Annotated in this window: 24 protein-coding genes; 10 read left to right on the forward strand and 14 right to left on the reverse strand. The window is 71.1% G+C overall.

Annotated features, from left to right (window positions below):
- Positions 1-52: 52 nt before the first annotated feature.
- The gene (gene dapA, locus ACIBEJ_RS40570) at positions 53-928 is read left to right on the forward strand and encodes a 4-hydroxy-tetrahydrodipicolinate synthase (protein WP_397188266.1); all 876 of its coding nucleotides are present in this window, start codon (positions 53-55) and stop codon (positions 926-928) included.
- 250 nt (positions 929-1,178) lie between these two features.
- Here dapA and ACIBEJ_RS40575 read toward each other — a convergent pair whose 3' ends face one another.
- A complete protein-coding gene (locus tag ACIBEJ_RS40575) occupies positions 1,179-2,324 on the reverse strand; it encodes an FAD-dependent monooxygenase (protein WP_397188267.1) in 1,146 nt (381 codons plus the stop codon).
- Positions 2,325-2,374: 50 nt separating this feature from the next.
- Between ACIBEJ_RS40575 and ACIBEJ_RS40580 the strand changes: the two genes are divergently transcribed.
- Positions 2,375-2,878, forward strand: a complete 504-nt coding sequence (locus tag ACIBEJ_RS40580) for a MarR family winged helix-turn-helix transcriptional regulator (RefSeq protein ID WP_397188268.1) — start codon at positions 2,375-2,377, stop codon at positions 2,876-2,878.
- A 159-nt stretch (positions 2,879-3,037) separates the two neighbouring features.
- Positions 3,038-5,056, forward strand: a complete 2,019-nt coding sequence (locus ACIBEJ_RS40585; protein ID WP_397188269.1) for an ABC-F family ATP-binding cassette domain-containing protein — start codon at positions 3,038-3,040, stop codon at positions 5,054-5,056.
- Positions 5,057-5,058: 2 nt separating this feature from the next.
- On the opposite strand, the gene ACIBEJ_RS40590 is transcribed toward ACIBEJ_RS40585, so the two are convergent.
- The 5 genes from ACIBEJ_RS40590 to ACIBEJ_RS40610 form a co-directional block, all read right to left on the reverse strand.
- Positions 5,059-9,825 carry a DNA repair ATPase gene (locus tag ACIBEJ_RS40590; protein ID WP_397188270.1) on the reverse strand — a complete coding sequence of 1,589 codons (4,767 nt, stop codon included), beginning with the start codon at positions 9,823-9,825 and terminating at the stop codon, positions 5,059-5,061.
- A gap of 4 nt (positions 9,826-9,829) precedes the next feature.
- Positions 9,830-11,914, reverse strand: coding sequence for an SPFH domain-containing protein (locus ACIBEJ_RS40595; protein WP_397188271.1), 2,085 nt, complete (start codon positions 11,912-11,914; stop codon positions 9,830-9,832).
- Positions 11,914-12,471 (reverse strand): hypothetical protein, encoded by a 558-nt coding sequence (locus tag ACIBEJ_RS40600; protein ID WP_397188272.1) that lies wholly within the window; start codon positions 12,469-12,471, stop codon positions 11,914-11,916. The genes ACIBEJ_RS40595 and ACIBEJ_RS40600 overlap by 1 nt, the downstream gene beginning before the upstream one ends.
- Positions 12,472-12,609: 138 nt before the next feature.
- Entirely contained in the window at positions 12,610-13,101 is a 492-nt protein-coding gene (locus ACIBEJ_RS40605; RefSeq protein WP_397188273.1) for a DUF1269 domain-containing protein, read from the reverse strand.
- Between the two features lie 47 nt (positions 13,102-13,148).
- Positions 13,149-13,334, reverse strand: coding sequence for a hypothetical protein (locus ACIBEJ_RS40610; protein ID WP_397188274.1), 186 nt, complete (start codon positions 13,332-13,334; stop codon positions 13,149-13,151).
- A gap of 79 nt (positions 13,335-13,413) precedes the next feature.
- Here ACIBEJ_RS40610 and ACIBEJ_RS40615 point away from each other — a divergent pair, with 79 nt between their 5' ends.
- Entirely contained in the window at positions 13,414-14,337 is a 924-nt protein-coding gene (locus ACIBEJ_RS40615) for an NADP-dependent oxidoreductase (RefSeq protein ID WP_397188275.1), read from the forward strand.
- A 1-nt stretch (position 14,338) separates the two neighbouring features.
- On the opposite strand, the gene ACIBEJ_RS40620 is transcribed toward ACIBEJ_RS40615, so the two are convergent.
- Genes ACIBEJ_RS40620 through ACIBEJ_RS40630 form a run of 3 tightly spaced genes read right to left on the reverse strand, consistent with a single transcriptional unit; the run spans position 14,339 to position 16,671 of the window.
- Complete coding sequence (locus ACIBEJ_RS40620; protein WP_397188276.1) at positions 14,339-15,262, reverse strand: aminoglycoside phosphotransferase family protein; 924 nt, start codon at positions 15,260-15,262, stop codon at positions 14,339-14,341.
- A gap of 7 nt (positions 15,263-15,269) precedes the next feature.
- Positions 15,270-16,148: a 1,4-dihydroxy-2-naphthoyl-CoA synthase gene (locus ACIBEJ_RS40625; RefSeq protein ID WP_397188277.1), complete on the reverse strand. Its 879-nt coding sequence runs from the start codon at positions 16,146-16,148 to the stop codon at positions 15,270-15,272.
- Positions 16,149-16,158: 10 nt separating this feature from the next.
- Positions 16,159-16,671, reverse strand: a complete 513-nt coding sequence (locus tag ACIBEJ_RS40630) for a PadR family transcriptional regulator (protein WP_397188278.1) — start codon at positions 16,669-16,671, stop codon at positions 16,159-16,161.
- Between the two features lie 76 nt (positions 16,672-16,747).
- Here ACIBEJ_RS40630 and ACIBEJ_RS40635 point away from each other — a divergent pair, with 76 nt between their 5' ends.
- Positions 16,748-17,344: a hypothetical protein gene (locus ACIBEJ_RS40635; RefSeq protein WP_397188279.1), complete on the forward strand. Its 597-nt coding sequence runs from the start codon at positions 16,748-16,750 to the stop codon at positions 17,342-17,344.
- On the opposite strand, the gene ACIBEJ_RS40640 is transcribed toward ACIBEJ_RS40635, so the two are convergent.
- Positions 17,280-17,615: an ArsR/SmtB family transcription factor gene (locus ACIBEJ_RS40640; RefSeq protein WP_397106067.1), complete on the reverse strand. Its 336-nt coding sequence runs from the start codon at positions 17,613-17,615 to the stop codon at positions 17,280-17,282. The genes ACIBEJ_RS40635 and ACIBEJ_RS40640 overlap by 65 nt on opposite strands.
- 87 nt (positions 17,616-17,702) lie before the next feature.
- Here ACIBEJ_RS40640 and ACIBEJ_RS40645 point away from each other — a divergent pair, with 87 nt between their 5' ends.
- From ACIBEJ_RS40645 to ACIBEJ_RS40655, 3 genes are all read left to right on the forward strand, one after another.
- Positions 17,703-17,870, forward strand: a complete 168-nt coding sequence (locus ACIBEJ_RS40645) for a DUF3073 domain-containing protein (RefSeq protein ID WP_397188280.1) — start codon at positions 17,703-17,705, stop codon at positions 17,868-17,870.
- 160 nt (positions 17,871-18,030) lie between these two features.
- Positions 18,031-19,080, forward strand: coding sequence for a hypothetical protein (locus tag ACIBEJ_RS40650; RefSeq protein WP_397188281.1), 1,050 nt, complete (start codon positions 18,031-18,033; stop codon positions 19,078-19,080).
- Between the two features lie 20 nt (positions 19,081-19,100).
- On the forward strand, positions 19,101-21,659 hold the full coding sequence (locus ACIBEJ_RS40655) for an ATP-binding protein (protein WP_397188282.1): 2,559 nt from the start codon (positions 19,101-19,103) through the stop codon (positions 21,657-21,659).
- Here ACIBEJ_RS40655 and ACIBEJ_RS40660 read toward each other — a convergent pair.
- Both ACIBEJ_RS40660 and ACIBEJ_RS40665 read right to left on the reverse strand, forming a co-directional pair.
- Positions 21,652-22,098: a hypothetical protein gene (locus ACIBEJ_RS40660; RefSeq protein WP_397188283.1), complete on the reverse strand. Its 447-nt coding sequence runs from the start codon at positions 22,096-22,098 to the stop codon at positions 21,652-21,654. The genes ACIBEJ_RS40655 and ACIBEJ_RS40660 overlap by 8 nt on opposite strands.
- Positions 22,085-22,594, reverse strand: a complete 510-nt coding sequence (locus tag ACIBEJ_RS40665) for an RNA polymerase sigma factor (RefSeq protein ID WP_397188284.1) — start codon at positions 22,592-22,594, stop codon at positions 22,085-22,087. Before ACIBEJ_RS40665 ends, ACIBEJ_RS40660 begins: the two co-directional genes overlap by 14 nt.
- 119 nt (positions 22,595-22,713) lie before the next feature.
- Between ACIBEJ_RS40665 and ACIBEJ_RS40670 the strand changes: the two genes are divergently transcribed.
- Together ACIBEJ_RS40670 and ACIBEJ_RS40675 are read left to right on the forward strand one after the other, a co-directional pair.
- On the forward strand, positions 22,714-23,607 hold the full coding sequence (locus tag ACIBEJ_RS40670; protein ID WP_397188285.1) for a DUF1702 family protein: 894 nt from the start codon (positions 22,714-22,716) through the stop codon (positions 23,605-23,607).
- A gap of 40 nt (positions 23,608-23,647) precedes the next feature.
- Entirely contained in the window at positions 23,648-25,159 is a 1,512-nt protein-coding gene (locus ACIBEJ_RS40675) for an NAD(P)-binding domain-containing protein (RefSeq protein ID WP_397188286.1), read from the forward strand.
- Between the two features lie 18 nt (positions 25,160-25,177).
- On the opposite strand, the gene ACIBEJ_RS40680 is transcribed toward ACIBEJ_RS40675, so the two are convergent.
- Positions 25,178-26,125 carry a glycerophosphodiester phosphodiesterase family protein gene (locus ACIBEJ_RS40680; protein ID WP_397188287.1) on the reverse strand — a complete coding sequence of 316 codons (948 nt, stop codon included), beginning with the start codon at positions 26,123-26,125 and terminating at the stop codon, positions 25,178-25,180.
- 48 nt (positions 26,126-26,173) lie between these two features.
- Positions 26,174-26,776 (reverse strand): LuxR C-terminal-related transcriptional regulator, encoded by a 603-nt coding sequence (locus ACIBEJ_RS40685; protein ID WP_397188288.1) that lies wholly within the window; start codon positions 26,774-26,776, stop codon positions 26,174-26,176.
- Position 26,777: the final 1 nt, after the last annotated feature.

The following is a 26,777-nucleotide window of genomic DNA, read 5'->3' on the forward strand; positions in this document are numbered from 1 at the left end:
CGGTAGAAATCGGCGCTGGACCTAATCAATGGTGGTGCCGCACGCTCGGAGCATGCTGAGAGGAATCTACGTACCGCTGATCACGCCCTTCACCGCCGGCGATCAGGTCGATCTGGAGGCGTTCGAGAAGCTTGCGCATCACGTGCTCGACCAGGGCGCGAGCGGGCTCGTGGCGCTCGGCACGACCGGCGAGGTGGCGATGTTGAGCGCCGAGGAGCGCTCTGCGGTGATCGAGAACTGTGTGCGGGTGTCCGGCGAGCGGGACGTTCCGCTGATCGTGGGCGTTTCGGGCAACGACACCCGCTCGACCACCGCCGCACTGCGCGCGTTGCCGTCCGGGGTGACGGCGGCGCTGGTGCCGGTGCCGTACTTCCTGCGCCCGTCGGAGCGCGGGGTGATCGCGCACTTCGAGGCGCTGGCCGAGGCGTCGCCGGTGCCGCTGGTGATCTACCACATTCCCTATCGGACCGGACAGCAGGTCTGCGCCGCCACGCTGCGGCACCTGGGCGCGCATCCGATGATCGCCGGGGTCAAGTACGCGGTGGGCGGCATCGACCAGGACGCCGTCGACCTGCTGGCCGACCTGCCGACCGGGTTCGACGTGCTGGGCGGGGACGACGCGTTCATCTCGCCGCTGCTCGCGCTCGGGGCTTCGGGCGGGATCCTGGCCTCCGCGCATCTGGCCACTGACCGGTTCGTCGCGTTGGTGGAGGCTTGGGAGTCGGGTGACGCCGCCCTCGGACGGTCGCTCGGGCACCGGCTGGCGCGGCTGTCGGGGGCGCTCTTCGCCGAGCCCAACCCTACGGTGATCAAGGGGGTGCTGCACGAGCGCGGGCTGATCCCCACCGCAGAGGTACGGCTACCGCTCCTGCCGGCCAGCGCCCAATCCGTCACCCAGGCCACCGCCGCCCTCTCCACCCTGGGCTAACCTCCGCCCACCCTGGTCTGACAACCCCTGGTCTGACGACCTGTGGTTTGACGGTCTCGGGTCTGACCGCCTGAGGGCTGACGGACTGTGGGTTGACGGTCTCGGGTCTGACGGGCTCGGGTCTGATGGTCGTGGGGCTGACGTCCTGCGGATGGACATCCTGCGGTCTGATGGTCTGCAGTTTGACGGTCTGGAGTCTGACGGGGCCCAGGGTTGACGGGCTGGGGTGTGACGGACCTGGGGTTGGCGGTTACAGGGAGACATGGTGGCGGTACAGCCAGGACAGGGACTCCTGGCTGGCTGTCTTCCTCAGGAACAGCGGCATCATCAGGTCGCGGAACACCCGCCCCACCGGCCCCGCGGCCTTGCTGTTGCTGATCGTCCGTGAGTACGACACCACCCGCTCGGCCCGCTCCCGGCGCTCGGCCTCGAACGCGGCGAAGGCGGCGGTGTGGTCTGGTGTGTCGCGTAGGCAGCGGGCCAGGACGATCGCGTCCTCGATGGCCTGGGAGGCGCCCTGACCGGCGCTCGGTGAGGTGGCGTGCGCGGCGTCGCCGGTCAGGACGACTCGGCCCTTGTGCCAGGTGGGGACCGGCGGCAGGTCGTACACGGGGGAACCATCGCCGGTCGGGCTGGTGCGCAGGAGGTCGGCGGTGCGGTTGCTGTCGTGGCGGAAGGAGTCCAAGAGCAGCGGCCGCCAGTCGGCGGGGACGTCGCCTTCCTCGCGGGGCAGGTTCGCGAACCACCAGGTCTCGCCCGAGGCCGCCACCGTGTAACCGAAGAACGCCTGCTTGCCGAAGATCATGTGGTACGTGCCCGGTTCGCCGGTCAGGCCGGGGAAGGTGGTGATGCCGCCGAAGCTGTACAGGCCGGAGTAGCGGGGCGCCGGGGCCGCGGGGTCGAGGAGGGTCCGGGTGCGGGAGTGCACGCCTTCCGCTGAGATCAGGATGTCGCCGGTCGCCTGCGTACCGTCGGCGAAGTGGGCCACGACCTGGTCGCCGGTGTCGTCCAGGGAGACGAGGCGCTTGCCGTACCGGATCTTGATGCCGCGCGCGGTGGCCTGGTCGCGCACGATGCGGTAGAGGTCGGAGCGCAGGATCGTGTGGCTGACGGTGCCGTCGTCGAGGGCCAGGCCGTTCGCGACCTCGCCGAGGCGCTTGCCGGAGCCGCTGGTCATGACCATGCGCGGGGTCGGGATTCCGGCGGCCATGACCTCGCGGTGCATGTCGAGGACGCGCAGGGCGGCCAGGCCGTTGGAGGCGACGTTCAGGAACGAGCCGACGCCCTCCGCGCTCGCGCCGTAGGCCTCGAAGATCTCGGCCTCGATACCCGCCTTTTGCAGCGCCATCGCGGTCGCCGGTCCGCCGATCCCGCACCCTGTGATGAGAGCCTTCATCGTGATAACCTTTCGTTCGGTCGAACGAAATATATGACGAGGGAGGGCTCGTGTCCAGAGATATTTCGGAGCACCGAAAGAATCTCCTGCAGGCGCTCGGTGACGCGGGACGGGAGAGCAGCAACGCCGCGGTCATGTACCACACCGTCATGAGCGGGCTGCTCGGGCTCGGCGTGACCGAGTGGAAGGCCCTCGACCTGCTGCAACGCCTCGGGCCGCTGACCGCGGGCGAACTGTCGCAGCACACCGGGCTGGCTCCGGCGTCGGTGAGCGGGCTGGTGGACCGGTTGGAGGCGAAGTGGATGGTACGCCGCGTCCGCGACCTCAAGGACCGGCGGCGGATCATCGTCGAGATCAACCCGGAGCAACTGGCCGGGGCGAGCGCCGAGGCGATCGAGGTGTTCGAGCCGTTGATGCGGGGACTGGCTGATCTGTACGACACGTACACGGACGAGCAGTTGGAGCTGATCCTCGACTATGTGACCAGGTCGGCGGCGGTACAGCGGACCGCCACCACCATCCTCACCGAACGTCAGCCGCGACGATCCCCATAATTAGGGCTTGACATATCGCCACATCGACCCCAACCTAATCCGCATGGGTTCCCTGTGATTCTCGCACCGGACGCGTAGAGCGCTGCTCCGCGATCCGTTCCGCCATCGATCTGTTCGTTTCGATGCGGCATTGTGCCGAGAATCGGAGGTGGCTGCTTTATGCGTGCTGCCCAACTTGCTCTTTCAGACATCATCAAGCGGTACGAAGACCGCGTCGTCCTTGACCGGGTGACGTTCACCGTGAAGCCCGGCGAGAAGGTCGGGATCATCGGTGACAACGGCTCGGGCAAGTCCACGTTGCTCCGGCTGATCGCGGGGGTGGAGGCGCCGGACAACGGCGAACTCACCGTCGTGGCGCCCGGCGGCGTCGGCTACCTTCCCCAGGCCCTCGACCTGCCCGCCGGCTCCACGGTGGGCGACGCCATCGACTGGGCGCTCCGGGATCTGCGCGACCTGGAATCCCGCATCCGCACCGCCGAAACCCGCCTGGCCAGCGCCGACACAACCACTAGCCGGGCCAGCGATGCAGACGGGGTAGAGGCCGGCCGCCCTGCTGGGGTCGAGGCCCGTGACGCAGACGTGGCGGAGACCGGCGGTGCTGTTGGGGTGGAGGCCAGGGGGGTCGGCTGGGTTGAGGTTGGTGGGTTGGAGGTGGAGTTGGCTGCCTATGGGGAGCTGGTGGCGGCCTTTGAGGCTCGGGGTGGGTATGAGGCCGATGCTCGGGTGGAGGTGGCTCTGCACGGGCTCGGGCTTCCCGGGCTTGATCGGGCGCGTCCGCTGGACACCCTCTCCGGTGGCGAACGCTCCCGGCTCGCCCTCGCCGCCACCCTCGCCGCGGCGCCGGAGCTCCTCCTGCTCGACGAACCCACCAACGACCTGGACGACCAGGCCGTGACCTGGCTCGAAGAGCACCTGCGCGCCCATCGCGGCACGGTCGTGGCCATCACCCACGACCGGGTGTTCCTGGACCGGATCACCTCCACGATCCTGGAGGTCGACCAGTCCCAGGTACGCCGCTACGGCAACGGCTACTCCGGTTACCTCACGGCGAAGGCGGCCGAGCGGGCGGCGTGGGCGCTGGAGCACGAGGAGTGGAAGAACGAGCTGGCCCGCCACGCCACCCTCGTCGACGCCAACGCCTCCCGGCTCGGCAAAATCCCTCGCAAGGTCGTTCAGGCGAGCATGGGGACGGGCGCCTGGCGGGCCCGGTCCCGTACGCACGGCGCGATGAGCCGCATCCGCCAGTCCAACCAGCGCCTGGACTGGCTCCGAACCCACCCTGTCCCGCCCCCGCCCGTCCCGCTCCACTTCACCCCCACTCACCTCACCGCCCCGACCCCGACCCGGGCACCGGTATCGGGATCCGACCAGTTCTCGGAAACACCCCACCCGACCGCCCCAACCGGGCCCGACCGGGCAACCCGAACGCGGACCGAGCAAAAGGCCGCGCCTCGGGCTGATGAGGTGGCTCAGCTCCGGGCCGAGCAGAAGGCCGCGCCTCGGGCTGATGAGGTGGCTCAGCTCCGGGCCGAGCAGAAGGCCGCGCCTCGGGCGGGCGAGGTGGCTGGGGTTCGGTGCGACGGGTCCGAGTGGATTCCCCTGGTGGAGCTGGACAAGGTTCGGGTGGGGGAGCGGCTTTGGGTGGAGGGGCTGCGGATCCTGCCGGGCGAGCGCCTCCTGGTCACCGGGCCCAACGGAGCGGGCAAGAGCACGCTCATCCGGGTCCTGGCCGGAGAACTGACCCCCGACACCGGCACAGTAAAGCGCCCACCCCAGGTAGGCCACCTACGCCAGGAGGATGGTCAGGAGCACCTGGACAGGACCGTGCTCAGCGCATTCGCCCAGGGCCGCACGGGCAGCATGGACGAGCACGCCGACGCCCTCCTGTCCCTGGGCTTGTTCCGGCCCGCCGACCTGCGCCTGCGAGTAGGCCAGCTCTCATACGGCCAGCGCCGCCGCATAGACCTGGCCCGCCTGGTCACCCGCCAGGTGGACCTGCTCCTCCTGGACGAGCCCACCAACCACCTCTCTCCCCTCCTGGTGGAACAACTGGAACAGGCCCTGTCCACCTACAAGGGCGCCCTGGTGATCGTCACCCACGACCGCCGCATGCGCGCCGCCTTCCAGGGCTCACGCCTGGAGCTCAAGAACGGGCGCCCATCCACAGCCTGTGGATGAACTCAGGGCCCGGCGGCGGACTGACGGATCGCGGCGGTGATGTCGGTGACGCGGTCCGTCAGCAGGCCGATGGCGCCCACCGTCCGGGTCACGGGGTCGTCCTCGGCCCCGCCCAACGCCTTGGTCCGCAGGTAAGCCGCCTTCACCGCCGTCCACCGCTCCTCCTGCTCAGGCGTCAGCCGCCCTCGCAACTCCGCCAGCTTCAGCAGGTTGGCCTCCGCGCCGGAGGTGAGCGTCTGCGCCTCACCGACGTAGTGGTCGTCGATCACCGCCTCCAGCTCCGCCTCGTTCATGACGGGCACGATGCGCTCGGCCAGCTTGTTCATGTTCCGGTAGGAGCCCTGCAGCTTGTACGGCGGCTCGGTCCGCGCGTCGTCCGACTGCGCCGCCGAGGCGATGTACGCCTGGTTGTTGGCCAGCACCACCTCCTGCACCCTGATCAGCTTGGCCAGCACCGACAGGATCTGGTCGAGCTCCACCTTGGAGTAGGGGTGCCTGAGCTGGTCGGAGCGGACCGTCTGGTCGCCGCGCGCCAGCCGTACGAGAAGCTCGACGTCGGCGCGGTCGCGGGTGGACAGCGGGGCCAGGACGGGGTTGGAGGTGAGGGCGTTGTCCACGTAGCTGAGCGCGAACAGCTCGTCGCGGCCGGACAGCACGTCACCGAGGTTCCACACGTCGGCCCGGTTGGCGAGCATGTCGGGGATGCGGAAGCGCTGCCCGGACTCGGTGTACGGGTTTCCCGCCATGCACACGGCGAAGCGCTTGCCACGCAGGTCGTAGGTGCGGGTGCGGCCGTTCCAGACGCCCTCGATGCGGCGCTGGGCGTCGCACAGCGAGATGAACTTCTGCAGCAGCTCCGGCGAGGTGTGCTGGATGTCGTCGAGGTAGAGGAGCGTGTTGTTGCCGGTCTCCAGCGCGAAGGAGATCTTCTCGACCTCCTGCCGGGAGGTGGCGTCAGGGGCCTCCTCCGGGTCGAGCGAGGTGACGGCGTGGCCCAGGGCGGGGCCGTTGACCTTGACGAAGACGAGGCCGAGGCGGCTGGCGACGTACTCCATGAGGGTGGTCTTGCCGTAGCCGGGCGGTGAGATGAGCAGCAGGAGGCCCATCTGGTCGGTGCGTTTGCCCGCGCCCGCCGCGCCGAGCTGCTTGGCCAGGTTGTCGCCGATGAGCGGCAGGTAGACCTCGTCGAGCAGGCGGTTGCGCACGAACGCGCTCATGACCTTGGGCTTGTACTCGTCGAGCCGCAGCCGCTCGCGCTCGGCCGCGACCAGCTCGACCCGGCGCTTCTGGTACGCGCGGAAGGCGGGCACCCGCTCCGTGGCGAACGTCCTGGTCCTGGCGAGGATCTCGTCGAGGCGCACGGCCAGCGTGCGATCGGTGATGCGCGGGTGGGCGCCGAGCAGCCCCTCGACCACGGTGGAGACGCTCGCGCTGGAGTCGTGGCGCGGCAGGTCGCCGCAGAGCTGCAGCGCGATGGCCTCGGGCAGCTCGGGTGACTGGTCGAAGGCGCCGAGCCAGGCCGTGGCGAGCTGGATGCGCGCGGGCGGGTCGAGGGAGGCGAGGTCGTCCTCGAACGAGCGATAGGCCGCCGGGCCCAGCCGCGCGCGGAAGCCCTCCACCACGCCGCGGGCCGCCTTGCTGGTGACGAAGCCGGGCGGGGAGGCGGCCAGCTCCTCCACGAGATACTCCCCGGCCGCCCGCGCCACGCCGGGCGACGCGGTGATCTGGGACGCCAGCTCCTCGGCCAGAGCGGCCACGGCCTCGTGAGCGCCGAACGCCGCACGCGCCCTGACCAGCGAAGACGCTCGGGTGGTGAATGTTTTACGTGAAACCTCGTCGGTGTCGAAGGCCCAGAAGAGCTGCGCCGCCGCTCTGGCCGCGGGGGAGTAGCGCAGCAGCCCGGCGCCGTCGCGCAGGCGGATCAGGGCGTCGAGGATCAGGGCGGCGTCGTGGTCGTGGACGCCGCGTTCGTAGCCCTCGTCGTAGCGTTCCTCGGCGGCCCGCCGTACGAGCTCCGCCGAGGGGAGGTCGGCGGTGTCGAGAAGTGCGGCGGCCAGGTGCTCGGCGCGGTAGACCTCGGGGGTCTCCGAGACGAGCAGTTGGTCCCAGAACGGGCGGGTGTCGGCGAAGTCGGACGGGACCGGCGCGCGGTAGTCGGTGCCGGTGACGGCGAAGTGCATGGCGCCGTCGTGAGGCACCAGCGTGAGGTCGATCGGCTGGGTGTTGACCGCGAAGCGGTGGCGGCCCAGCCGCAGCGTCTCGCCGCCCTCGTCGAACAGGTCGAGCCGGTCGCGCAGCGAGCGCCCCGCCTCCTGCTGGGCGGCCTTGACCCGGCCGTCGAGCTCCTCGGCGCGCACGGGGTCACCGAGGGTACGCAGCTCGGCGGAGACCGACTGGAGCTTGGCGACCATGGGATCGGTGGCGAAGTAGGTGTTGACCTCGTCGAGCGAGGCCAGCGCGGCCACCCGCCTGGCGACGCTGCCCAGGATGCGCTCGGCCGAGGCGAAGACCCGGTCGGCGCGGCGGGCCCGCTCGTCGAGCTGGCCCTGCTTGCGGGCGGAGAACGCCTCGTAGACGTCCTCGCGCTTGGTGGTGAGCTGGGCGGCGAAGTCGTCGAACTCCCCGAAGCGGGACTCGAGCCCCTCCACCTGCAGCATGAGCTTGCCGAGCTGCTCGTCGCAGCGCTCCGGGGTGTCGGCCATGGCCAGCGCGCCGGTGATCGCCTGCCCGAGCAGCGCGAACTCGGCGGCGAACGCGGCCCGCCCCTCGCTGGACAGCAGCTCCCTGCGCCGGCCCTCCAGCACCGCGCGGGCACGGTTGACGCCGCCGAGCACCTCGGCGATGCGCTCCAGGATGGAGGTGCGCACGGTGGCGTCGGCGATGTCGAGCGAGCCGACCACCTCGGTGACCACCTCAAGGCCCTCGGCCTGGTCGGCCAGCCGTTCGGCGACCGGTGCGGCGTCGGCCACCGTGGAGATCGCCCCCGCGTCGGCGGCCAGCCGCTCGACCGCCGTGTGGTAGCCGGTGAAGGCGTCGGGCCCCTGGAGGAAGGCGACCGCCCGCGTGCCGGTCTCCGTCAGCTCGGCCGCCAGCTCGCCGGCCAGCGAGTCGAGCCGGGCGAGGTCGAGGTAACGGACCTCGCGCAGTGTCACCAGCCGTCCCTGCGCCCGCCGCAGCGTGGCCAGCAGGCTGACCCAGGCGTCGGCGCCGGCCGGCAGGTCGCCCCTGGCCTTGCGGATCAGTGTGACGGTCTCGGTCTCGGCGTCGGCCAGGGTGCGCGCCGCCTGCGCGGTGAGCTGCTCGACGTTCTCGTACTCGTCGAGCACCTGGCCGGCGGTGGCGCGTACATCCGTGAGCGGGGCGCGCAGCCCGTGCTCGCCGAGCCAGTGGTAGTGGTCGAAGGCGCGCTCGCAGGCGGCGATCAGCGCCTCGAACGTGGCCGCGGACGGCGACATCTCCTCGACCATGCGCGCCACGGACAGGCAGTCGGAGATGCCCCGCACCAGCTCGGCGTTGCCGATGCGCTCCAGCGGCCCCGACCCGGCGGGCTGGGCGGCGGCGTAGGTGTCGGAGACGTAGGGCGTCTGCCACACCTGCATGGGATGGACCCGGGTCGGCTCGTCGGAGGTGGCGCGGAAGACCACCATCGTCCCGTCGTCGAACAGGCTGAACCCGTGGCAGGGGATGGGGTTGGCCACCTCCTTCCTGATCACGTTGTACGGCAGCAGCAGCGAGCGCCCGTCACCCCGAGCGTGGAAGACGTAGAGCACGTCCTCCCCGTTGGGCGAGCGGACCACGCGCTCGAACTCCAGCTCGCTCACGTCGAGGTCGAAGGTCTTGCTGACCCCGGTCGCCAGGTAGTAGCCGCCGGGGAAGATCAGCCCCTGGTCCTCGGGCAGCCGCCGGCACGCCTGGCCGATCCCGTCGAGCCGGACGACCGCCCTGGTCGCGGTGTTGAACACCAGGTGCCGCCATTCGACCTCCTTGTACGGCCGGATGCGCAGCAGGATGAGCGGGCCCACCCGGGAGTAGGAGACGTCGGCGTCGGCCAGCGACTGCAGCGGCTCGCTGACCGGCTCGGAGTAGACGCCGTGGCCGCTCTCGGTGTTGTCCTCGACCTTGATGGTCAGGTCGCCGCCGACGGTCTCGACGAACACCTCGCCCTGGATGGAGATGTGCGGGTGGCGGCCGAGCACGTGGTCGTCGCGGGTGGTCGCAGTCCACTCGAAGTCGTGGGACGGCGGGAACACGTGGTCGCGCTCGCCTCGGTTGTCGAGATAGGCGCCGGACAGGTCCCAGCGCAGGACCTTGCTGTCGCCGGGCCCGGTCTGGAAGACCGCCAGCAGCTTGCCCTCGACCCGGCGCAGGGTCTGCAGGCGCGTCTCCTTGTAGTACCGGTACAACTCGGCGAAGTCCTTCTGGAAGGCGGGGTCGGTGAGCGCCTCCCACTGTGCCGGATCGAAGCGGAACGCCTCGCCGTCCCGCGTGAACCTGTGGACGGAGAACACGTCGTCCACAGCCGTCTCCGGCTTCAGCCCGATGAACACGTTGTACCCGAACACCATCACCTCCCCGACGGAGACGATGTCCCTGGGCACGCAGTTGTTCTCGGTCCTGATCCGCTCCGTGCCGAGCAGCGTGAGCTCGGCGCCGCCGAAGACCTTCAGCCGCGCGTCGTTGACCGCCTCCGCGGCCTGCGCCAGCAGCTTGGCCTGCGACTGGAGGCGGTTCCTGAGCACCTCATAGGTGCCCGCCTCAAGATCCGCCATCCGCTCAGGCCCTCAGCGCGGCGACCGAGGAGTCGGCGACGCCGAGCCGGCGCGCGGTCTCCAGCAGCTCGGTCAGCTTCGCCTCCGGCCCGCCGCTCTGGATCATCTGCAGGAGCAGCGCGGACACGGTGATGTTCTTGAGGTCCTCGGTCCCCATCCCGCCGACGATCGCGGCGAGGTCCGCGGGCAGGCTCGCCGACCCGTTGAGGTACGGCTCCGCCAGCGTCCTGGTCACCGCCGAGTGCTCCACGAACCCGTCGACCGCCTTGCCCGCGGTGATCGAGCCCACGATCCTGTCGAAGAACATCGTGTCGCCGCCCACGATGTCGATGTCGGCCTTGGCCAGCCCCGCGGCCAGCACGCCGGCCTGCGACTCGGCGACCTTCGCCTGCACCTCGATGCGCTTGAGGTGGACCTCCTTGTCGGCCTCCAGCCGCAGGCGGTACTCCTCGTGCGTACGAGAGGCCTCGTCGAGCGCGGCCAGGGCGGCGGCCTTCTCGGTCAGACCCTCGGCCTCGGCCTTGAGCTTCTCGCCCACGGCGGCGGCGGAGGCGAGCGCGAGGGCCTGCTCGCCCTCCGCGCGGGCCTTGAGCCGGTCGCCCTCGACCAGCGCCATCGCCTTGGCGCCCTCGGCCTCGGCGCGCAGCCGCTCGCTGAGCACCAGCGCCTCGGCGCGGCCGACCTTCTCGATCGCCGCCGCGTCGCGCTCCTTGACCTGGACCTCGGCCAGCCCGGCCGCGGCGGACTCCGCCTGGATGCCCTCCGCGATCCTGATCTTGGCACGCGCGTCGAGGTCGGCGGCCTGCTGCCTGGCCTCGGCGAGCACGAGCTCCTCCCGGGCGCGGAACTTGGACGCGGCCTCGGCGGCCTCGGCGGCCTTGATGTCCTTGACCAGGTTCTCCTGGGCCTCCGCCTCGGCGGCGATGATCGTGGTCTGGCGCAGCCGCTCGGCCTCCTCGACCGCGCGCAGCCGCTTGATGTTCTCCTCCTGCTCGGCGACGGTCTTGTCGACCGCGATGCGCTCGCGCACGACCTCGGCGATCGAGCGCTTCTCGGTCTCGACCTCCTTGTCCTTGGCGATGCGCGACAGCTCGGTCTCGCGCTCGCGGGCGATGACCTCCAGCATGCGGTCCTTCTCGATCCGCTCGGTCTCGATCGCGATCACGCGTTCCTTGTTCTTCTCCGCGACGGCGACCTCGCGGGCGCGGTTCTCGTGCTGGACGCCGAGCTGCTCGTCGGTCCTGATGTTGGCGGCCTGTGCCTTGAGCCGCTCCTCGGCCTGCACGCGGGCGGTCTCGGCCTCCTCGCGCGCCCTCATGGTCTCGATCTCGCGCTTCTGCTTGGTCTCGGCGTCGGCCTGGCGGCGCTCCAGCTCCAGGATCGCCTCGCGGGCGTCCACGTTCTGGCGGGTGATCTCCTTCTCCTCGTTGCGCTGGTACTCGTTGGTCCGCACGTGCTCGATGGCGGTGAGCTCGGTGATCTTGCGGATGCCCTGCGCGTCGAGGATGTTGGACTTGTCCAGGTTGTGGAGGGGCGTCTGCTCCAGGTAGTCGATCGCGGCGTCCTCAAGGCTGTAGCCGTTGAGGTCGGTGCCGATGAGCCGGACGATCTCGTCGCGGAACTCGTCGCGCTTGGTGTAGAGGTCGACGAAGTCCAGGTGCTTGCCCGCGGTCTTGAGCGCCTCGGAGAACTTGGCGTTGAACAGCTCCTGCAGCGTGGCCTCGTCGCTGGCCCGCGCGGTGCCGATGGCCTGGGCCACCTTGATGACGTCCTCGGCGGTCTTGTTGACCCGGACGAAGAACGTGATGCGGATGTCGGCCCTGATGTTGTCGCGGCAGATCAGGCCCTCACGGCCGGACCTGACGATCTCCATGGTCTTGACCGAGATGTCCATGGTCTCGGACTTGTGCACGACGGGCAGCACCACCGCGCCCGTGAACGTCACGTCGACCCGGTTGACCTTCGAGATGATCAGCGCCTTGCCCTGCTCCACCTTGTGGAAGAGGCGGCTGATGACCACGAGGAGGGCGATGACGACCAGCAGGCCGACGGCCAGCGCGATGGCGAGGCCAACGGAGATGACACCCATCAGTGATCCCTTTCATAGGGCATGACCAGGAAGAATTCCCCGGCGGAGGAATAGTCGAAGATGAGGGCGTTGTCGCCGCGGGCCAGGCGGTCGTCGCCGGTCGTCCTGACCTGGACGACGGCCGAGGACCCGTCGGCGGCGGTGACCTCGGCCTGGCCGAAGTCGGGGGTGGCCTGTCCGGTGCGGATCACGCAGTGGAGGCCGACGAAGTCGTGGCGCGAGGGGCCGCGTTCGTCCGGATACAGGCGGCGCAGGGGCACGACCAGCAGGCGGGCCCCGAACCAGCCGCCGGCAAGGGCCACGAGGAGCACCGCCACGAGCAGGGGCGGTGCGGTGACGAGCTGTCCGCCGATCAGGCTGAGCAGCCAGCCCAGCGTGACCACGATCGACAGTGTCACTCCGGCGGGCGCTCCCGCCAGTCCGAGCCAGGAAGCGTCGACGTCGTCCAGGTCCAGGAGCCCGGTGAGCGCGATCACCCAGTAGGCGATGACGACCACGAGCAGGAAGCTAAACAGAACAGTCGGAAAACCCAGCACGGCGTGTAAGAACTCAGACATCTTCCCCCTGGTACGTCCCCCGTCGGACTCTATACAGGTAAAGACGAAGTAAAGCGGAAAGTTCCCGATATGGGCAGGTCTGCCGCGCCGTACATGAAAAAAGAGCGACCGGAGAACCGGTCGCTCCTGGGTGGGAGATCAGGCGCGCGCGGCCGCCACGGCCTCCTTGAGGTGCTTCTCGTCCTCGGTGCTGAGCGAGGTCTTGATGATCTCGCCGCCGTACTGCGCGATCTGCTCGATGACCTTGTCCGGCGTGCTCTGGACGACCAGCAGGAAGAGGGCGGCGGTGCCCGGGGGCATCTTCTCGCCGAGTTCCTTCATGAAGTCGTCGTTGACGCCGACGTCGGTGAGGGCGCCGCCCGCCGCGCCCGCCGCGGCGCCGAGCGCCATGCCCAGCAGCGGCATGAAGAACAGCAGTCCGATGAGGCCGCCCCACAGCGCGCCCCCGGCCGCGCCCACGCCGGTCGTGCTGGTGGACTGGTGCAGCTTGATCTTGCCGTCTTCCTTGCGCTCGACGATGGCCGCGTCCTCAAGCGTGATGAGGTTCTGCTTCTGCAGGTCGAACAGTCGCGCGCGCACGGTCTCCGCCGTCGCGACGTCCGGATAGTCGATGACGATGAGGTTGCTCATGCCGTCCCCCGATTTCTATGAGCTCCTCACCGATAGTACACAGATGGTTACGACAGGTCGGAGGCTTCCCATTCGTGGCACGGCTGGAGCCCATGGTGGTGGAAGATCACGCCGACCATCTTGCTGGTGGCGGGGTTCTGCACACCCTGGCCGGTCGGACCGCACGGGCAGTCGTGCGACTCCTCGTGTCCGATGGCGTCGTCGAGGGGTCTGACGTGGACGATCTTCTGCATGGTCGCTTGCCCTTCCTTTGGCCGGAAGTTTAGGTGACGGGTTGACCTCAATCAAGGTTGAGGTTGCAGGGTCGTGGTCATGAGCGAAGTGATGAAGGCCGCGGCGTTCGCCGAGTTCGGCGGCCCCGAGGTGTTGAAGGTCATGGAGTTGCCCGCCCCGCAGGCGGGCCCGGGACAGGTCCGGGTGCGTGTGAAGGCCGCGGGCGTGCAGCCGTACGACACCGCGGTGCGCGCGGGATGGACGCCGCCCGGCGTCGCCGGCGGGCTGCCGCGCATTCCCGGCAACGAGTTCGCCGGCGTGATCGACCAGGTCGGCGAGAGGGTGGACGGCTTCGCGACCGGCACGGAGGTGCTGGGCTTCACACAGCTCAACGCCTACGCCGAGTACACGGTCGTGCCGGCTACGTCGGTGACGCCGAAGCCCGCCGGGCTCGCCTGGGAGGTCGCGGGCGCGATGACCGCGGGCGTGCAGACGGCCGAGATCGCCCTGGACAACCTGGCCGTGGGGCCGGGGGACACGCTGCTGATCCACGGCGCGGCCGGTTCCGTGGGCGGCGCCGCCGTGCAGATCGCGCGCCGCCGCGGCGCCACGGTCATCGGTACCGCCCGCGCGGTCAACCACGACTACCTGCGCGGTCTCGGCGCCGTCCCGGTCGAGTACGGCCCCGGCCTCGCCGACCGGGTCCGCGCGCTGGCCCCGGATGGCGTCACCGCGGTCCTGGACGGCGCCGGCCGGGAGGCGCTGGAGGTCTCCCTGGAACTGGTGGCCGAACGCGACCGCATCCTGACCCTGTACGAGCACGAGAAGGCCGCGGGCCTCGGCATCCGCACCACCGTGGGCGAACGGCTGGCCGAGCGCCTGGGCCGCTACGCCGCCCTGGTGGCCGCGGGCGAGTTCCAGTACCACATCCGCAGCACCTACACCCTGTCCGAGGCCGCCGACGCGCACCGCGAGATGGAGACCGGCCACGGCCGCGGCAAGATCGCCATCGTGGTCCCCTAGGTCACAGGCGCGGGCGCAGCGCCTCGGCGATCACGAGCTGGTTCCCGTCCAGCTCGCCCTTGCCGTCCTCGACGTCCCAGAGCGCGTTCTGCAGGAGCCGGCCGTAGGTCCAGCGCGCGGCGCGCGCCGGGTCGAGCGCGAGCCGGTCGGCCAGCAGGTCGAACCGCCTGCGCACGGCCCGGTGCACGTCACCACTGGCCACGACGTCCGCCCAGCGGTTGTCCAGGGCGGGCCACAGGTCGAAGCCCGGGTCGCCGGCCAGCGGCTTGGGGTCGATGGCCAGCCAGGGCTCGCGGGCGGCGGCCAGGACGTTGTCGTAGTGCATGTCCCAGTGCAGCAGCCGGTCGCCCGGCTCGGCGATCACCTCGGCGACGGCCGAGGCGCATGTCTTCAGCCACTGCCTGTCGCTCTCCTGGGCCAGCCCGGCCACCGCGGCGGGGGTGTCGTCGAGCATGTCCCTGGCGATGTCGGCCAGGCGGCGCAGGTCCTCGGGCGCCGGGCGGGCCACGAGCCGGGCCAGCAGGTCGGCCAGGATCGTCAGGGCCTTGGTGTCGTCGGCCACCGTCGCCAGCGTGCGGTGGCCCTCCAGCCGTTCGAGCAGCAGCGTGCCCGTGGCGGGGTCCTCGTCCAGGAGGCGGACCATGGCGTCGCCGTCCCAGACCTTGAGGCCCATCGCCTCGCCGGCGTTCTCCTCGTTGACCGGCTGCAGCTTGAGCGCCGCCGGTACGCCGTCGGCCCTGGTCACGGGCAGCACGAGCGAGACGTAGCCGTGCATGGGGTCCCCGTCGGGCCGCAGCCCCCACTCCTCCAGGTAGCGCTCGGCCAGCGCGGGCAGGCCGGCGATCCAGGTGGGGCCGCCCTCCTCACCCTCGCCGATCTCGTCGTGGTTGCTGATGAGCTGGGCGGGGACTTCGATCTTCGTCACAAACGTCCTAGAAATGCCAGGGGAAGGGCGACCAGTCGGGCTCGCGCTTCTCCAGGAAGGAGTCGCGACCCTCCGCCGCCTCGTCCGTCATGTACGCCAGCCGGGTCGCCTCACCCGCGAAGACCTGCTGTCCGACCAGGCCGTCGTCGATGAGGTTGAAGGCGTACTTCAGCATGCGCTGGGCGGTCGGCGACTTGCCATTGATTTTCCTGGCCCACTCCAGGGCCGTGCGCTCCAGCTCGGCGTGCGCGACGACCGCGTTGACCATGCCCATGCGGTGGGCGTCCTCGGCGGTGTAGGTGTCGCCGAGGAAGAAGATCTCCCTGGCGAACTTCTGCCCGACCTGGCGGGCGAGGTAGGCGGAGCCGAAGCCGCCGTCGAAGCTGGCCACGTCGGCGTCGGTCTGCTTGAAGCGGGCGTGCTCGCGCGAGGCCAGCGTCAGGTCGGCCACGACGTGCAGGCTGTGCCCGCCGCCCGCGGCCCAGCCGGGCACCACGCAGATGACGATCTTCGGCATGAAGCGGATGAGCCGCTGCACCTCGAGGATGTGCAGGCGGCCGGTCGCCGGGGTGCCGTCGGCGTACTGGTAGCCGTCCTTGCCGCGGATGCGCTGGTCGCCGCCGGAGCAGAAGGCCCAGCCGCCGTCCTTGGGCGAGGGGCCGTTCCCGGTGAGCAGGACGCAGCCCACGTCGACGCTCTGGCGGGCGTGGTCGAAGGCGCGGTAGAGCTCGTCGACGGTCTGCGGGCGGAAGGCGTTGCGCACCTCGGGGCGGTTGAACGCGATCCGGACCGTGCCCTGGTCGACGGCGCGGTGGTAGGTGATGTCGGTGAAGTCGAAGCCCTCGACTTCCTTCCACGCCTGGGGATCGAACAGCTCGGAGACCATGACGGCGAGCCTAACGGATCTGCTTCTCGGCCCATTCGGCCCACTCCTGCTGCGTCCTGGTGAACCGCAGGCCCCACTCCAGGGCGAGCCGGCCGTACATGGAGAGGTTGTCGGTGCCGCTCTCGACGAACTCGCGGATGTTCTCCAGGTGCTCCAGGTTCTTGCGCCCGATCTCGGCCTGGCGGCGGATGTAGGCGCGGGCCTGCTCGGGGTCGACCTGGGCCAGGAAGAAGACGCGCAGGAGCATGTCGCTGCGGGTCATGCCGATCGGCTCGACGTCGACGATCCACCGGCGCAGCTCGGCCAGGCCCTCCTCGGTGACGGCGTACTCCTTACGGCCGCGCGGGCCTTCCGCCGACACGCTGACCAGGCCGGCGTCGGCGAGCTTGCCGAGCTCGGTGTAGAGCTGGCTCTGCGTGGCCGGCCAGACGTTGCTCAAGGACGCGTCGAACAGCTTGAGCAGGTCATATCCGCTCGCGGGTCCCTCGGAGAGCAGGCCCAGCACGGCGTGGCGAAGACTCATGTTCCTATATTGACATATCTCCAAAGGAGGTTCTAGCTTCGACATGTCTTAGTTGGAACGTCGAAGGGTGCCACTGATGTTCGGCCTGCTGGGATTCCTCCCCTGGATCGCCTACGCCGTCATCGCCACCGGCGACGAGTGGCGCTGGGGCGCGATCACCGGCCTCGCCATCGCCCTCGTCCTCGTCGTGATCGACAGGGTGCGGGGCAAGGGCTGGGACGAGATGGTGATCGAGTCGAGCGCCGCCGGCTTCTTCGCCGTCATCACGGTCCTCTCCCTCGCCGACCCCGACTCACCCCTCACCATGTACGGCCCCGCCCTCGTCAACGTCTGGCTGGCCGGAACCGCATGGGGCTCCCTGGCCATCCGCCGGCCGTTCACGCTCGGCATCGCCAGATCCATGACGCCGAGTGAGGTTCATCACACGCCGGAGTTCTACCGGGTCAACGCGGTGATCACCGCGGTCTGGGCCGGAGCCTTCACGCTGGCCGCCGCCGCGCTGGCCTGGGTGCTGAGCGTGGCGCCGCACGCCACCGCGGTGGTCGTCGCCGTCAAGGTGGTCTCGTTCGTGGCGCCCGCGCTCTTCACCGGCTGGTACTCCAGATGGGTCAGCCGTGGGCTTCCGCCCGCAGCTCGGCCAGCAACTCGCCCTGGTCCACCAGCATCTCGGTGAGGATGCGGCGCACCGCGTCGAGCAGGTCGGCCAGTTCGGGCGTGGCCAGGGAGTAGACGACGGTGCTGCCCTCCCTCTCGGCGCTCACGACCCCTGCCCTGCGAAGTACGGCGAGCTGCTGTGACAGGCTCGATGCCTCGATGTCGATCTGGGCCAGGAGATCCCGGACCGGAAGCGGCCCCTCCTGGAGAAGTTCCAGCACCCTTATGCGAGCGGGGTGCCCGAGCGTCCGGAAGAAGTCGGCCTTGGCCTGGTAGAGCGGGACGGGCATGCTTCCAGGCTAATCCAGCGCAGTTGCATAATTGTTCAAGTCGCAATGTCGTTGGTTAGGATGACACCCGGGGAATAGGGAGTTGCCATGGGCCGAGGAAGACAGAAGGCGAAGCAGACCAAGGTCGCTCGCGAGCTGAAGTACACCAGCCACCACATGGACATCGACGCGTTGCGCAGGGAGTTGTCCGCCGACACGTCCCATGATGAGGGCGCCGCCGCGCCGCACGACCAGGAGTCCGAGCCCGCCCGCTGAGGCGGGCGCGGAGTAGCCGTGTGCCGGCCGTCCGGGAAGGGACCGGACGGCGCGACACGGCCTCCCGGGCTCCGGGTCGCCGGACCTGAGTAGGGGCGTACTCACGACACCACCCGTGACCCGCCGCACCCTGGGGTGCCAGGGAAGCGAGGTGGTGGCCATGGCGGCCAGAAGCGTGGCGGTGACCTTCACCAACACGACGGGCGAGATCCTGGGCAAGAACTTCGAGGCGCTCATGCACGGCGTCTGGACCAACGGCATCGAGCCGCCGCAGACCGTGATGCCCGGCGAGACCGTGAGCTGGGAGAGCGAGTCCGACGGCGTCGCGACCGGCACCGAGGGCCGCCTGCAGTACCGCGTGGGCGACGGGGGGCCGATCATCGAGATGCACTGGAGCAACCCGTTCGTCGGCGCCAACACCTTCGACGAGGTGTGCGTCACGGGCAAGGCGCTGCTGCGCAGCGGCGGCGACGGCGAGAACGCCCGGGTGTCGTGGACACTGGAGAACTCCCAATGGCACACGACCGCGTTCCGGCCCAGCCTGCACGGCTTCCACTTCAACAACTCCTGGCCTGACGGCACCACGCTCAAGCACCTCGACCTCGGCGTGGTGAGCCTGCCGATCGGCGACGCCACCAACGGCCTGTGCGGCGGCATGGTCTACGCGGCCATGGACTACTTCCTGTCCAACCAGCTCGCACCGGCGCAGACGGTCGCGCCCGCGGGCGAGGGCGTCCCGCTGTTCGACTACTTCGTCTCCCGGCTGTTCGACTCCTTCGACCTGCCCGACCTGCCGCTCAGCCTGCTCAAGCTGATGAACCCGGCCTACCCCGACACCGACCAGGGGATCTTCGAGCCGATCGGGCTCATGTCGGGCCGCTCGGCCATCATGGTCAGGGATTCGTGGCCGAGGGTGAAGGACTGGATCGACCAGGGCTTCCCGCGCCCGATCTGCCTGGTGAAGACCAAGAGCCTCAACCCGGCCGACCTGGGCCAGAACCACCAGGTGCTGGTCTGGGGCTACCACGTGAGCGGGACCGGGGTCACCTTCGCCCTGTACGACCCCAACTTCCACGACCACGACGCGCTCATGATGACGTTCGACACCTCCCGCACCGACGTGCCGGTCGGGGTCGGCGTCACCGACCCGCGCCAGGGCACGATCTCCTGCTTCCTGCCGACCGCCTACGCCGCCCAGACCCCTCCCTGAGGTTTGCTAGCTTCAGGTGCGTGCTTCAGGGGCGGAAGGAAGAGCTGGCCGCGATCGAGCGCCTGCTCACCGCGGCCCGCGAGGGCGGCAGCGGCGCGCTCGTGCTGCGCGGCGAGCCCGGCGTGGGCAAGAGCGCCCTCCTGGAGCACGCGGGCCGGACGGCCGGCGGATTCGAGATCCTGCGCGGATCGGCGGTCGAGAGCGAGTCGGAGCTGCCCTTCGCCGCCCTCCACCAGATCCTGCTGCCCCTGCTCGACCGCCTCGACGCGCTGCCGGAACCCCAGGCCGCCGCCGTACGCACCGCGTTCGGCCAGGCCGGGGGCGGTGTCGCCGACCGGTTCATGATCGGCCTGGCCACGCTGACGCTGCTCGCGGAGCACGCGCCGCTGCTGTGCCTGCTCGACGACGCCCAGTGGCTCGACCGGGCCTCCGCCGAGGCGCTGCTGTTCGCCGCCCGCCGCCTGCACGCCGAGGGCGTGGCGATCCTGGCCTCGGCCAGGGACGAGAGCACGCTGGCCGGGCTGCCCGAGCTGCGCGTCGAGGGCCTCGACCGGGCCGACGCCCACGAGCTCGTGGCCCGGCGGCATCCCGGTCTGCCGCCCCATGTCAGGGACCGGGTGGTCGAGGAGTCGGGCGGCAACCCGCTGGCCCTGCTCGAACTGCCCGGCACCGCCGCCGCCGAGATCGGGCCGCTGCCGCTGCCCCGCCGGCTGCGGGAGGCGTTCGGGAAGCGCATCGCCGGGCTGCCCGCCGCCGCGCGCAGCGCGCTCGTCGTGGCCGCCGCCGCGGACTCCGGCGAGCTGGGCACGATCCTCGCCGCCGCGCGCGAGCTCGGGCTGCCCGACGACGCGCTGGCCCAGGCCGAGGGGCTGGTCACCGTACGCGGCTCCGAGGTCTCCTTCCGTCACTCGCTGACCAGGGCCGCCGCCTACCAGAGCGCCGGGTTCGTCGAGCGGCTGGCCGTACACCGGGCTCTGGCGGCGACCGCGGCCGATCAGGACCGGCGGGCGTGGCACCTGGCGGCGGCGGCGACCGGGCCGGACGAGGAGGTCGCGGCCGGGCTGGAGGCGGCGGCGGAGCGGGCGCGCGACCGCACCGGGTACGCCGCCGCGACGGCGGCGCTGGAACGCGCGGCGCACCTCACGCCGGATCCGGAGCAGCGGCTGCGCCGGCTCACCTCGGCCGCGCACACCGCCGCCGACGCCGGGCAGAACGAGCGCGCGGGAAGCCTGGTCGAGGAGGCGCTGCGGCTGAGCGGCGACCAGGACGCGCTGGCCACGCTGCGCGCCAAGGTCGCCTTCGAGGGCGGCGACCCGCAGGCCGCCTACACGATCCTCGTCGAGGCGGCGGACCGGGCCGCGGGCGAGGCCAGGGTGCGGCTGCTCACCGACGCGGCCAGGGCGGCGTGGAGCCGCGCCGACCCCGAGGGGATGCGGCGCGTCCACGGCCTGCTGGCCGGCATGGCCGGGCAGGAGTCGCTGGCGGCGGCGATCGGCGGCGCGGCCGAGCTGATGTCCGGCGACCCGGGCGAGGGCCTGCGCGTCCTGCGCGCGAACGTGGCCGCGATGCCCCAGCGCCGCGCCGGCCTGGTCGGCGAGCGGCTCGCGACCGTGATGGTGGACTTCTTCAGCGGGGACTTCGCCCGCTCACGCGAGACGATGCTGGTGCTCGCGGGCGAGTTCCGGCAGCGCGGCATGATCGGCTGGCTGGCCGGGGTGCTGGGCACGCTGGCGGAGGCGGAGTTCTTCCTCGGCCGCTTCCACGAGGCCGCCGCCAGCGTCGACGAGACGATCCGCATCGCCAGGGACACCGGCCAGCGCCAGCGCGAGGCGCACGCCCTCGGCCTGCTCGCGGCGCTGGCCGCCGTGCGCGGGCAGGAGAGCGAGGGGGAGAAGGCCGGGGGCGAGTGGGCCGAGCGGGCGGGCGCGCTGCTCGACCTGGCGCGTGGCCACTTCGAGGCGGCGCTGGAGCGGATGGAACGGCTCGCCGGGCAGAACCACGCGCTCTACTTCGCCCCCGACCAGGTCGAGGCGGCGGTCCGGCTGGGCCGTCCCGATCGGGCCCGCGAGCCGCTGGAGCGCTTCGAACGATGGGCGCGGGCCGCCGGTCAGCCCTGGGCCGACGCGGTGCTGGCCCGCTGCCGCGCCCTGCTGGAGGAGGCTCCGGAGGAGTGGTTCGCGCTGGCCGTACAGGATGGGGCCAGGCCCTTCGAGCAGGCTCGTTCCAGGTTGCTGTTCGGCGAGTGGCTGCGCCGCGAGCGGCGCAAGGCCGAGGCCCGCACGCAGCTACGGGCCGCGCTGGAGACGTTCGAGCGCGCGGACGCCCGCCCGTGGGCCGAGCACGCCCGCGCCGAACTGCGCGCGGCGGGCGAGACCGCCGCACGGACGGCGCCCGACGCGATGGCCGCCCTCACCCCGCAAGAGCTGCAGGTGGTACGGCTGGCCGCGACGGGCGCCACCAACAAGGAGATCGGCGCCCAGCTCTTCCTGAGCCCGAAGACGGTCGGCCACCACCTCTACCGGGCCTTTCCGAAGCTCGGCGTGGCCACCAGGACCGAGCTGGCCCGCCTGTTCAGCTGAGCTCGGCCTTCCTGCGCAACAGCGCGTCGCGCCGGCGGTGGGCCAGGAACGTCACCACCCCGGCGACCGCCACGAGCAGCGGACCCACCGCGAACAGCACCGGCGTGTCGCGCAGGGCGGCGAGCACCGCCAGCAGCACCGCCGTCATGGCCGAGGCGGCGACCGACAGCCACCCCGCGACCACCCGGTCCAGCGCGAACATGGGCGCGCGCCGCGTCAGCACCCAGCCTCCGTACCCTGCCCAGGCCAGGCACAGGGCCAGGAGCAGGGCGAAGCCGAGGTGCAGCCGGTCGGGCAGTTGTCCCGGCTCGGTCAGCCACAGCGAGCCCAGCGCCACGGCGCCGCCGAGCCCGGCGAGCAGCGCGGCCAGCCCGCCGAAGCGCCGCCAGGGCGACAGTACGGGTGACAACTTCGCGATGATGTCATCAGGCGAGTTCATGGCCGTATCCCTTCCGCGTGAGGTGTTCCGACAGCAGGCGACGGGCGCGGTTGAGCCGCGACTTGACGGTGCCGACCGGCACGCCGCAGATCTGCGCGCAGTCCTCCAGGTAGAACAGCGCGAGCACGTCCCGTTCGCGCACGGGCAGCGCGGACAGGGCCCCGACCAGCTCGGCCCGGTCCAGCGCCGCCTCGAAGGCGTCATCGGGCGGGCCGGGCGGCTGGGGCTCCGGCCGGGCGTACTCGGCGCGCAGCCGGTCGGCGACCGCGCGCCTGGCGATGGTGAACAACCACGGCGCGAACCTGCCCGGCTCCTTCAGCCGGGGCAGGCCGCGCAGCACCGCCACCCAGACCTCCTGGGTGACGTCGTCGGCCCGCTCGGCGTCCAACATGCGCCGGACGTAGGTCCAGACGGGTTCGTGCCACGTTCTGACCAGCTCGGCCAGCGCGTCGCGCTCGCCGAGCTGGCAGCGGACCACCAGCAACTCGTCGCTCATGCCTGTCCAGTCGGGAGATGGTCCGGGAAGGTTCATGCCGGGGCGATAAACGCCTCATGCGGTCGTGTGCAGACTTGTTCACGCTCTGTCACGTCCCTACCTTCTTCGCGGGGGGACGCATGAGAAAGCTCCTATATCAGGATGCCGGGCAGGTCGACTTCGAGCGGCGCGGGTTCCGGCTCGGGCCGGCGCGGGGGCACCTGGAAGCCGCCGGGCTGGCCTTCGTGGCCGGGTTCAACGCCGCCGACGAGGTGGGTCCCGACGGCTTGGACCTGTCCGGGCTCCTGCCGGGGATGCGGGCGGCGGCCGCGGAGGGTGCGGGGGCGGCGTGTGCCGTACGCGACATCCTCACCCTTTCCCGCGGCAGGCGGCTGGCCGCGCTGCTGGCCGGGCCGGGACGCGCGCACCCGTACCAGGTCCATCTGGGCGCGGGGTGGGCCTTCGCCAGGCTCCGGCTGCGGCCGTGGTCCATGAGCAGGGCGCTGGACCCGTTGCTGCGCTGGCTCTGCTGGGACGGCTACGGCTTCCACCAGGCATTCTTCCGCCAGCCCGTGGGCCTGACCACCAACGGGACCAGGTGCGCCATCCGCGACCAGGGCTACGGCCGCGCGCTGTGGTTCCGCGAGTGCGCCGACGTGGACGCGCTCGCCGTCACCATCGCCGCCTTCCCGCTCGACCGCCACGCCGACCTGTGGAGCGGCGCCGGCCTGGCCGCCGTCCACACCGGCGGCGCCCACCCCGACGACCTGGTACGGCTGGCCCGCCACGCCGGCGAGAACCGGGCCGACCTGGCCCAGGGCGCCGCCCTCGCCGCGGCCGCCGCCGTGACCTGCGGCCCCGTCCCCGCCCGCACCGAGCAGGCGATCGAGATCCTGACCGGCGCCGGTTCCGAGCGCGCGGCGGGCTGGGCCGAGCAGGCACGCCGCGGCCGAGGTCACGGCGCCGAGGAGTTCCTGCGCTGGCGGGCGGAGATCCGCCGGTTGTGGGGATCGCGGAGAAACGTACGCTCCTGAAGGGGTTGACCGCTTCCGGCGGCCCGCAGAACCTACGGATGTGCAGACCTACCGCTACCTCGTCGTCGGCGCCGGACCTGGCGGACTCCAGCTCAGCTACTTCCTGCACCGCCGCGGCGCGGACTACGTGACGCTGGAGCGGGAGGCGGGACCCGGGGCCTTCTTCCGGCACTATCCCCGCCACCGCAGGCTCATCTCGCTCAACAAGGTCCACGTGGGCGACGACGACCCGGAGATCCGGCTGCGCTGGGACTGGAACTCGCTGCTCAACGACGCGCCCGACCTGCTGTTTCCCGCCTACTCGTCGGAGTACCTGCCCTCCGCCGACGACCTGACGCGCTACCTCGCCGACTTCGCCGCCAAGCACGCGCTCAACGTGCGCTACTCCACGCCGGTCACGGAGATCACGCGCGAGGAGGGCGGCTTCGTGGTGCGGGCCGGGGAGGAGGTCTACCGGGCCGAGTGCGTCGTGGTGGCCACCGGATGGGGCGGGCCGTACGTGCCGGACATTCCGGGGATCGAGCACGCGGTCGGTTACGAGGACATGGAGACCGACGGCACGCGCTTCGCCGGGCAGCGGGTGCTGGTCATCGGCAAGGGCAACTCGGCGTTCGAGACCGCGCAGGCGCTGCTGCCGCACGCCGACATCGTCCACCTGGCCAGCCCCCACCCCTTACGGCTGGCCTGGCGCAGCAAGCACCCCGGCGACGTGCGCGGGCAGTACGGCGCCTTCCTCGACAGCTACTGGTTCAAGACCCTGCACGCGGTCCTGGAGTGTGACATCGACCGGATCTGGCGGGAGGACGGCGTCTTGAAGGTCGCCATCACCTACACGCTGGCCGACGGGGAGCGGGCGCTGCTCGACTACGACGCGGTCCTGCGGTGCACCGGGTTCACCATGGACAAGGGCGTGTTCGGCGGGGGCAGCGTGCCGTACCTGCACGAGAACGGGCGGATCCCGGCCATCCGGCCGGACTTCCAGTCGGCCAACGTCGACGGGCTGTACTTCGCCGGGACGCTGATGCAGGGGCGCGACGTCAAGCACGCCTCCTCGGCGTTCATCGACGGCTTCCGCTACAACCTGCGCACGCTGGACCGGCTGCTGGCCGAGCGCTTCGATGGGGCACCGCTTGAGCACCGGCCGGCTCCGGTGGACGCGAGCGGGCTGTGCGCGTCCATGCTGGACCGGGCGAACTGGAGCTCGGCGCTGTGGACGCAGTTCGAGTACCTCTGCGACGCGTACGTGATCGAGGACGGCCGGATCGAGCACTACGAGGACCTGCCGGAGGACTACGCCGCCGGACGCTTCCACGATCTGCTCACGCTGACGCTGCGCTGGGGGCCGCGCGACCAGCCGGACGTGTTCGCCATCCAGCGGCACCCCGAGCCGGACCGGGCCGAGGAGAGCGCCTTCCTGCACCCGGTCGTGCGGCGGTGGCGCGGCGGCGCGCTGGTGGCCGAGAAACACCTGCTGGAGGACCTCCAGGCGCGCTGGCGCGACCCGGTCAGGCACGTCGCGCCGCTCACCGCCTTCCTGGAGGAGCAGCTCTAGCTGCCTGGCGGAGCGGCTTCAGCGCAGTCGCGGGGCCACCACGTCTATCCGGTTCGTCCACACCGCTCCCGCGTAGTCCGGAGGGAGGCGTTCCAGGTCGGCGGGGGTGTCGAAGCCTTCGGACCAGCCGCCGTCGCCCGCCACCAGGACGACGCGGGTGCCGTGGGCGCGCATCCGCTCGACGAACTTGTGCGGCCAGCCCCACAGCCACCGGGCGTAGCTCTCCGGGAGGTGCAACTGGATGTTCTCGCAGGCCGCGGGGACCAGCCCGGTCCAGCCGGTCGCGAGGTAACGCAGGCCGCAGCGCTCCATGACGGCCCGGGAGGCGACCCTGGCGCCGGGCGCCCTGGCGGCGTAGGCGGCGACCGCGGCGTCGCCGCCGTAGACGGTGACCTCCGCCCGCCGCTCGGGGGTCAGGGCGGCGGCCACCTTCTCGCCGTCGGCCGGGTCGTCGCTCTTGATGTGCAGCAGCAGTTCCCTTTCGGGGAAGGCGGCCAGGACCTCCTCCAGCGAGGGCATGAGGCCGACGCCCTTGCCGCGGAAGGGGAAGGTACGGCCGCCGTCGGCCGTGTAACCGTGGCCGACGTCCAGGCGGCGCAGCTCGGCCAGCGTGTGGTCGCGAACCCTGCCCGTGCCGTCGGTGCGGCACTCCAGGAGGTGGTCGTGGAAGACGGCGATCCTGTCGTCCTTCGTCACCTGGACGTCGAACTCGACCATGTCCGCCCCGGCGGAGAAGGCGGCGCGGATCGAGGCCAGGGTGTTCTCCAGGTAGCGGTGCTCCGGGGGGTGGATGCGCTCGGCCGTACAGGTGTCGCCGGTCAGGCCGTCGAACCCGAACGTCTGCGCCATCCCGCGGTGGGCCAGCAGCAGCGGCGGCCGGTCCGGGGCGCTCCACGAGCGGTTGCCCGCGTAGACGAGCGCGACCAGGGCCAGGAGCACGACGAGGGCGATGCGGCGGTTCGACACCGCACGACGATCGCGCCCGGCCGCCGCGGGCCACAACCGGCGAAGGGACTAGTCCCTTGGTACGAAGCGCGCGGCCTGGGTGCGGCTGGTGACGCCGAGCTTGGCCAGCACGTTGCTGACGTGCGCCTTGACCGTGCGCTCCGCCAGGCCCAGCGCGCCGGCGATGCCCTGGTTGGACAGGCCCTCGGCCACGAGGTCCAGGACCTGCCGCTCCCTCGGGGTCAGCGCCTCCAGGCCGGGCGGTCGCACCCGCGACAGCAGCCGGCCCGCCGAGGCGCTCAGCGCGGTGACCCCGGCGTGCGCGCCCCTGACCGCGGCGGCCAGTTCCTCGCCGGTGGCGTCCTTGAGCACGAAGCCGTCGGCCCCCGCGGCCAGGGCCCGCTGGATCTCCGCCGCCCTGCCGACCGTGGTGAGCATCAGCACGCGCGGCAGCGGCCTGGGCAGGTGCTCGCGCAACAGCGTGATCCCGTCCATGCCCGGCAGGTACAGGTCCAGGAGGATCACCTCCGCCGTGCCCCTGGCGAGGAAGGCGAGAAGTTCCTGCCCGTCTTCCAGGGCCGCGACCACCTCGATGTCCGGTTGTGCCCCGAGAATGAGGGACATGCCCTCCCTGACGAGCGCCTGGTCATCGACGATGGCGAGCCTGATCACG

This window comes from Nonomuraea sp. NPDC050790 (assembly GCF_044456745.1).
Classification (GTDB): Bacteria; Actinomycetota; Actinomycetes; order Streptosporangiales; family Streptosporangiaceae; genus Nonomuraea.

What these genes read in the sequence shown, in the direction of transcription:
- dapA (WP_397188266.1), top strand. Translation starts at nt 53, where the DNA reads ATGCTGAGAGGAATCTACGTACCGCTGATCACGCCCTTCACCGCCGGC.
- ACIBEJ_RS40575 (WP_397188267.1), bottom strand. Translation starts at nt 2,324, where the DNA reads ATGAAGGCTCTCATCACAGGGTGCGGGATCGGCGGACCGGCGACCGCG.
- ACIBEJ_RS40585 (WP_397188269.1), top strand. Translation starts at nt 3,038, where the DNA reads ATGCGTGCTGCCCAACTTGCTCTTTCAGACATCATCAAGCGGTACGAA.
- ACIBEJ_RS40590 (WP_397188270.1), bottom strand. Translation starts at nt 9,825, where the DNA reads ATGGCGGATCTTGAGGCGGGCACCTATGAGGTGCTCAGGAACCGCCTC.
- ACIBEJ_RS40595 (WP_397188271.1), bottom strand. Translation starts at nt 11,914, where the DNA reads ATGGGTGTCATCTCCGTTGGCCTCGCCATCGCGCTGGCCGTCGGCCTG.
- ACIBEJ_RS40600 (WP_397188272.1), bottom strand. Translation starts at nt 12,471, where the DNA reads ATGTCTGAGTTCTTACACGCCGTGCTGGGTTTTCCGACTGTTCTGTTT.
- ACIBEJ_RS40605 (WP_397188273.1), bottom strand. Translation starts at nt 13,101, where the DNA reads ATGAGCAACCTCATCGTCATCGACTATCCGGACGTCGCGACGGCGGAG.
- ACIBEJ_RS40610 (WP_397188274.1), bottom strand. Translation starts at nt 13,334, where the DNA reads ATGCAGAAGATCGTCCACGTCAGACCCCTCGACGACGCCATCGGACAC.
- ACIBEJ_RS40615 (WP_397188275.1), top strand. Translation starts at nt 13,414, where the DNA reads ATGAGCGAAGTGATGAAGGCCGCGGCGTTCGCCGAGTTCGGCGGCCCC.
- ACIBEJ_RS40625 (WP_397188277.1), bottom strand. Translation starts at nt 16,148, where the DNA reads ATGGTCTCCGAGCTGTTCGATCCCCAGGCGTGGAAGGAAGTCGAGGGC.
- ACIBEJ_RS40630 (WP_397188278.1), bottom strand. Translation starts at nt 16,671, where the DNA reads ATGAGTCTTCGCCACGCCGTGCTGGGCCTGCTCTCCGAGGGACCCGCG.
- ACIBEJ_RS40635 (WP_397188279.1), top strand. Translation starts at nt 16,748, where the DNA reads ATGTTCGGCCTGCTGGGATTCCTCCCCTGGATCGCCTACGCCGTCATC.
- ACIBEJ_RS40640 (WP_397106067.1), bottom strand. Translation starts at nt 17,615, where the DNA reads ATGCCCGTCCCGCTCTACCAGGCCAAGGCCGACTTCTTCCGGACGCTC.
- ACIBEJ_RS40645 (WP_397188280.1), top strand. Translation starts at nt 17,703, where the DNA reads ATGGGCCGAGGAAGACAGAAGGCGAAGCAGACCAAGGTCGCTCGCGAG.
- ACIBEJ_RS40650 (WP_397188281.1), top strand. Translation starts at nt 18,031, where the DNA reads ATGGCGGCCAGAAGCGTGGCGGTGACCTTCACCAACACGACGGGCGAG.
- ACIBEJ_RS40660 (WP_397188283.1), bottom strand. Translation starts at nt 22,098, where the DNA reads ATGAACTCGCCTGATGACATCATCGCGAAGTTGTCACCCGTACTGTCG.
- ACIBEJ_RS40665 (WP_397188284.1), bottom strand. Translation starts at nt 22,594, where the DNA reads ATGAGCGACGAGTTGCTGGTGGTCCGCTGCCAGCTCGGCGAGCGCGAC.
- ACIBEJ_RS40670 (WP_397188285.1), top strand. Translation starts at nt 22,714, where the DNA reads ATGAGAAAGCTCCTATATCAGGATGCCGGGCAGGTCGACTTCGAGCGG.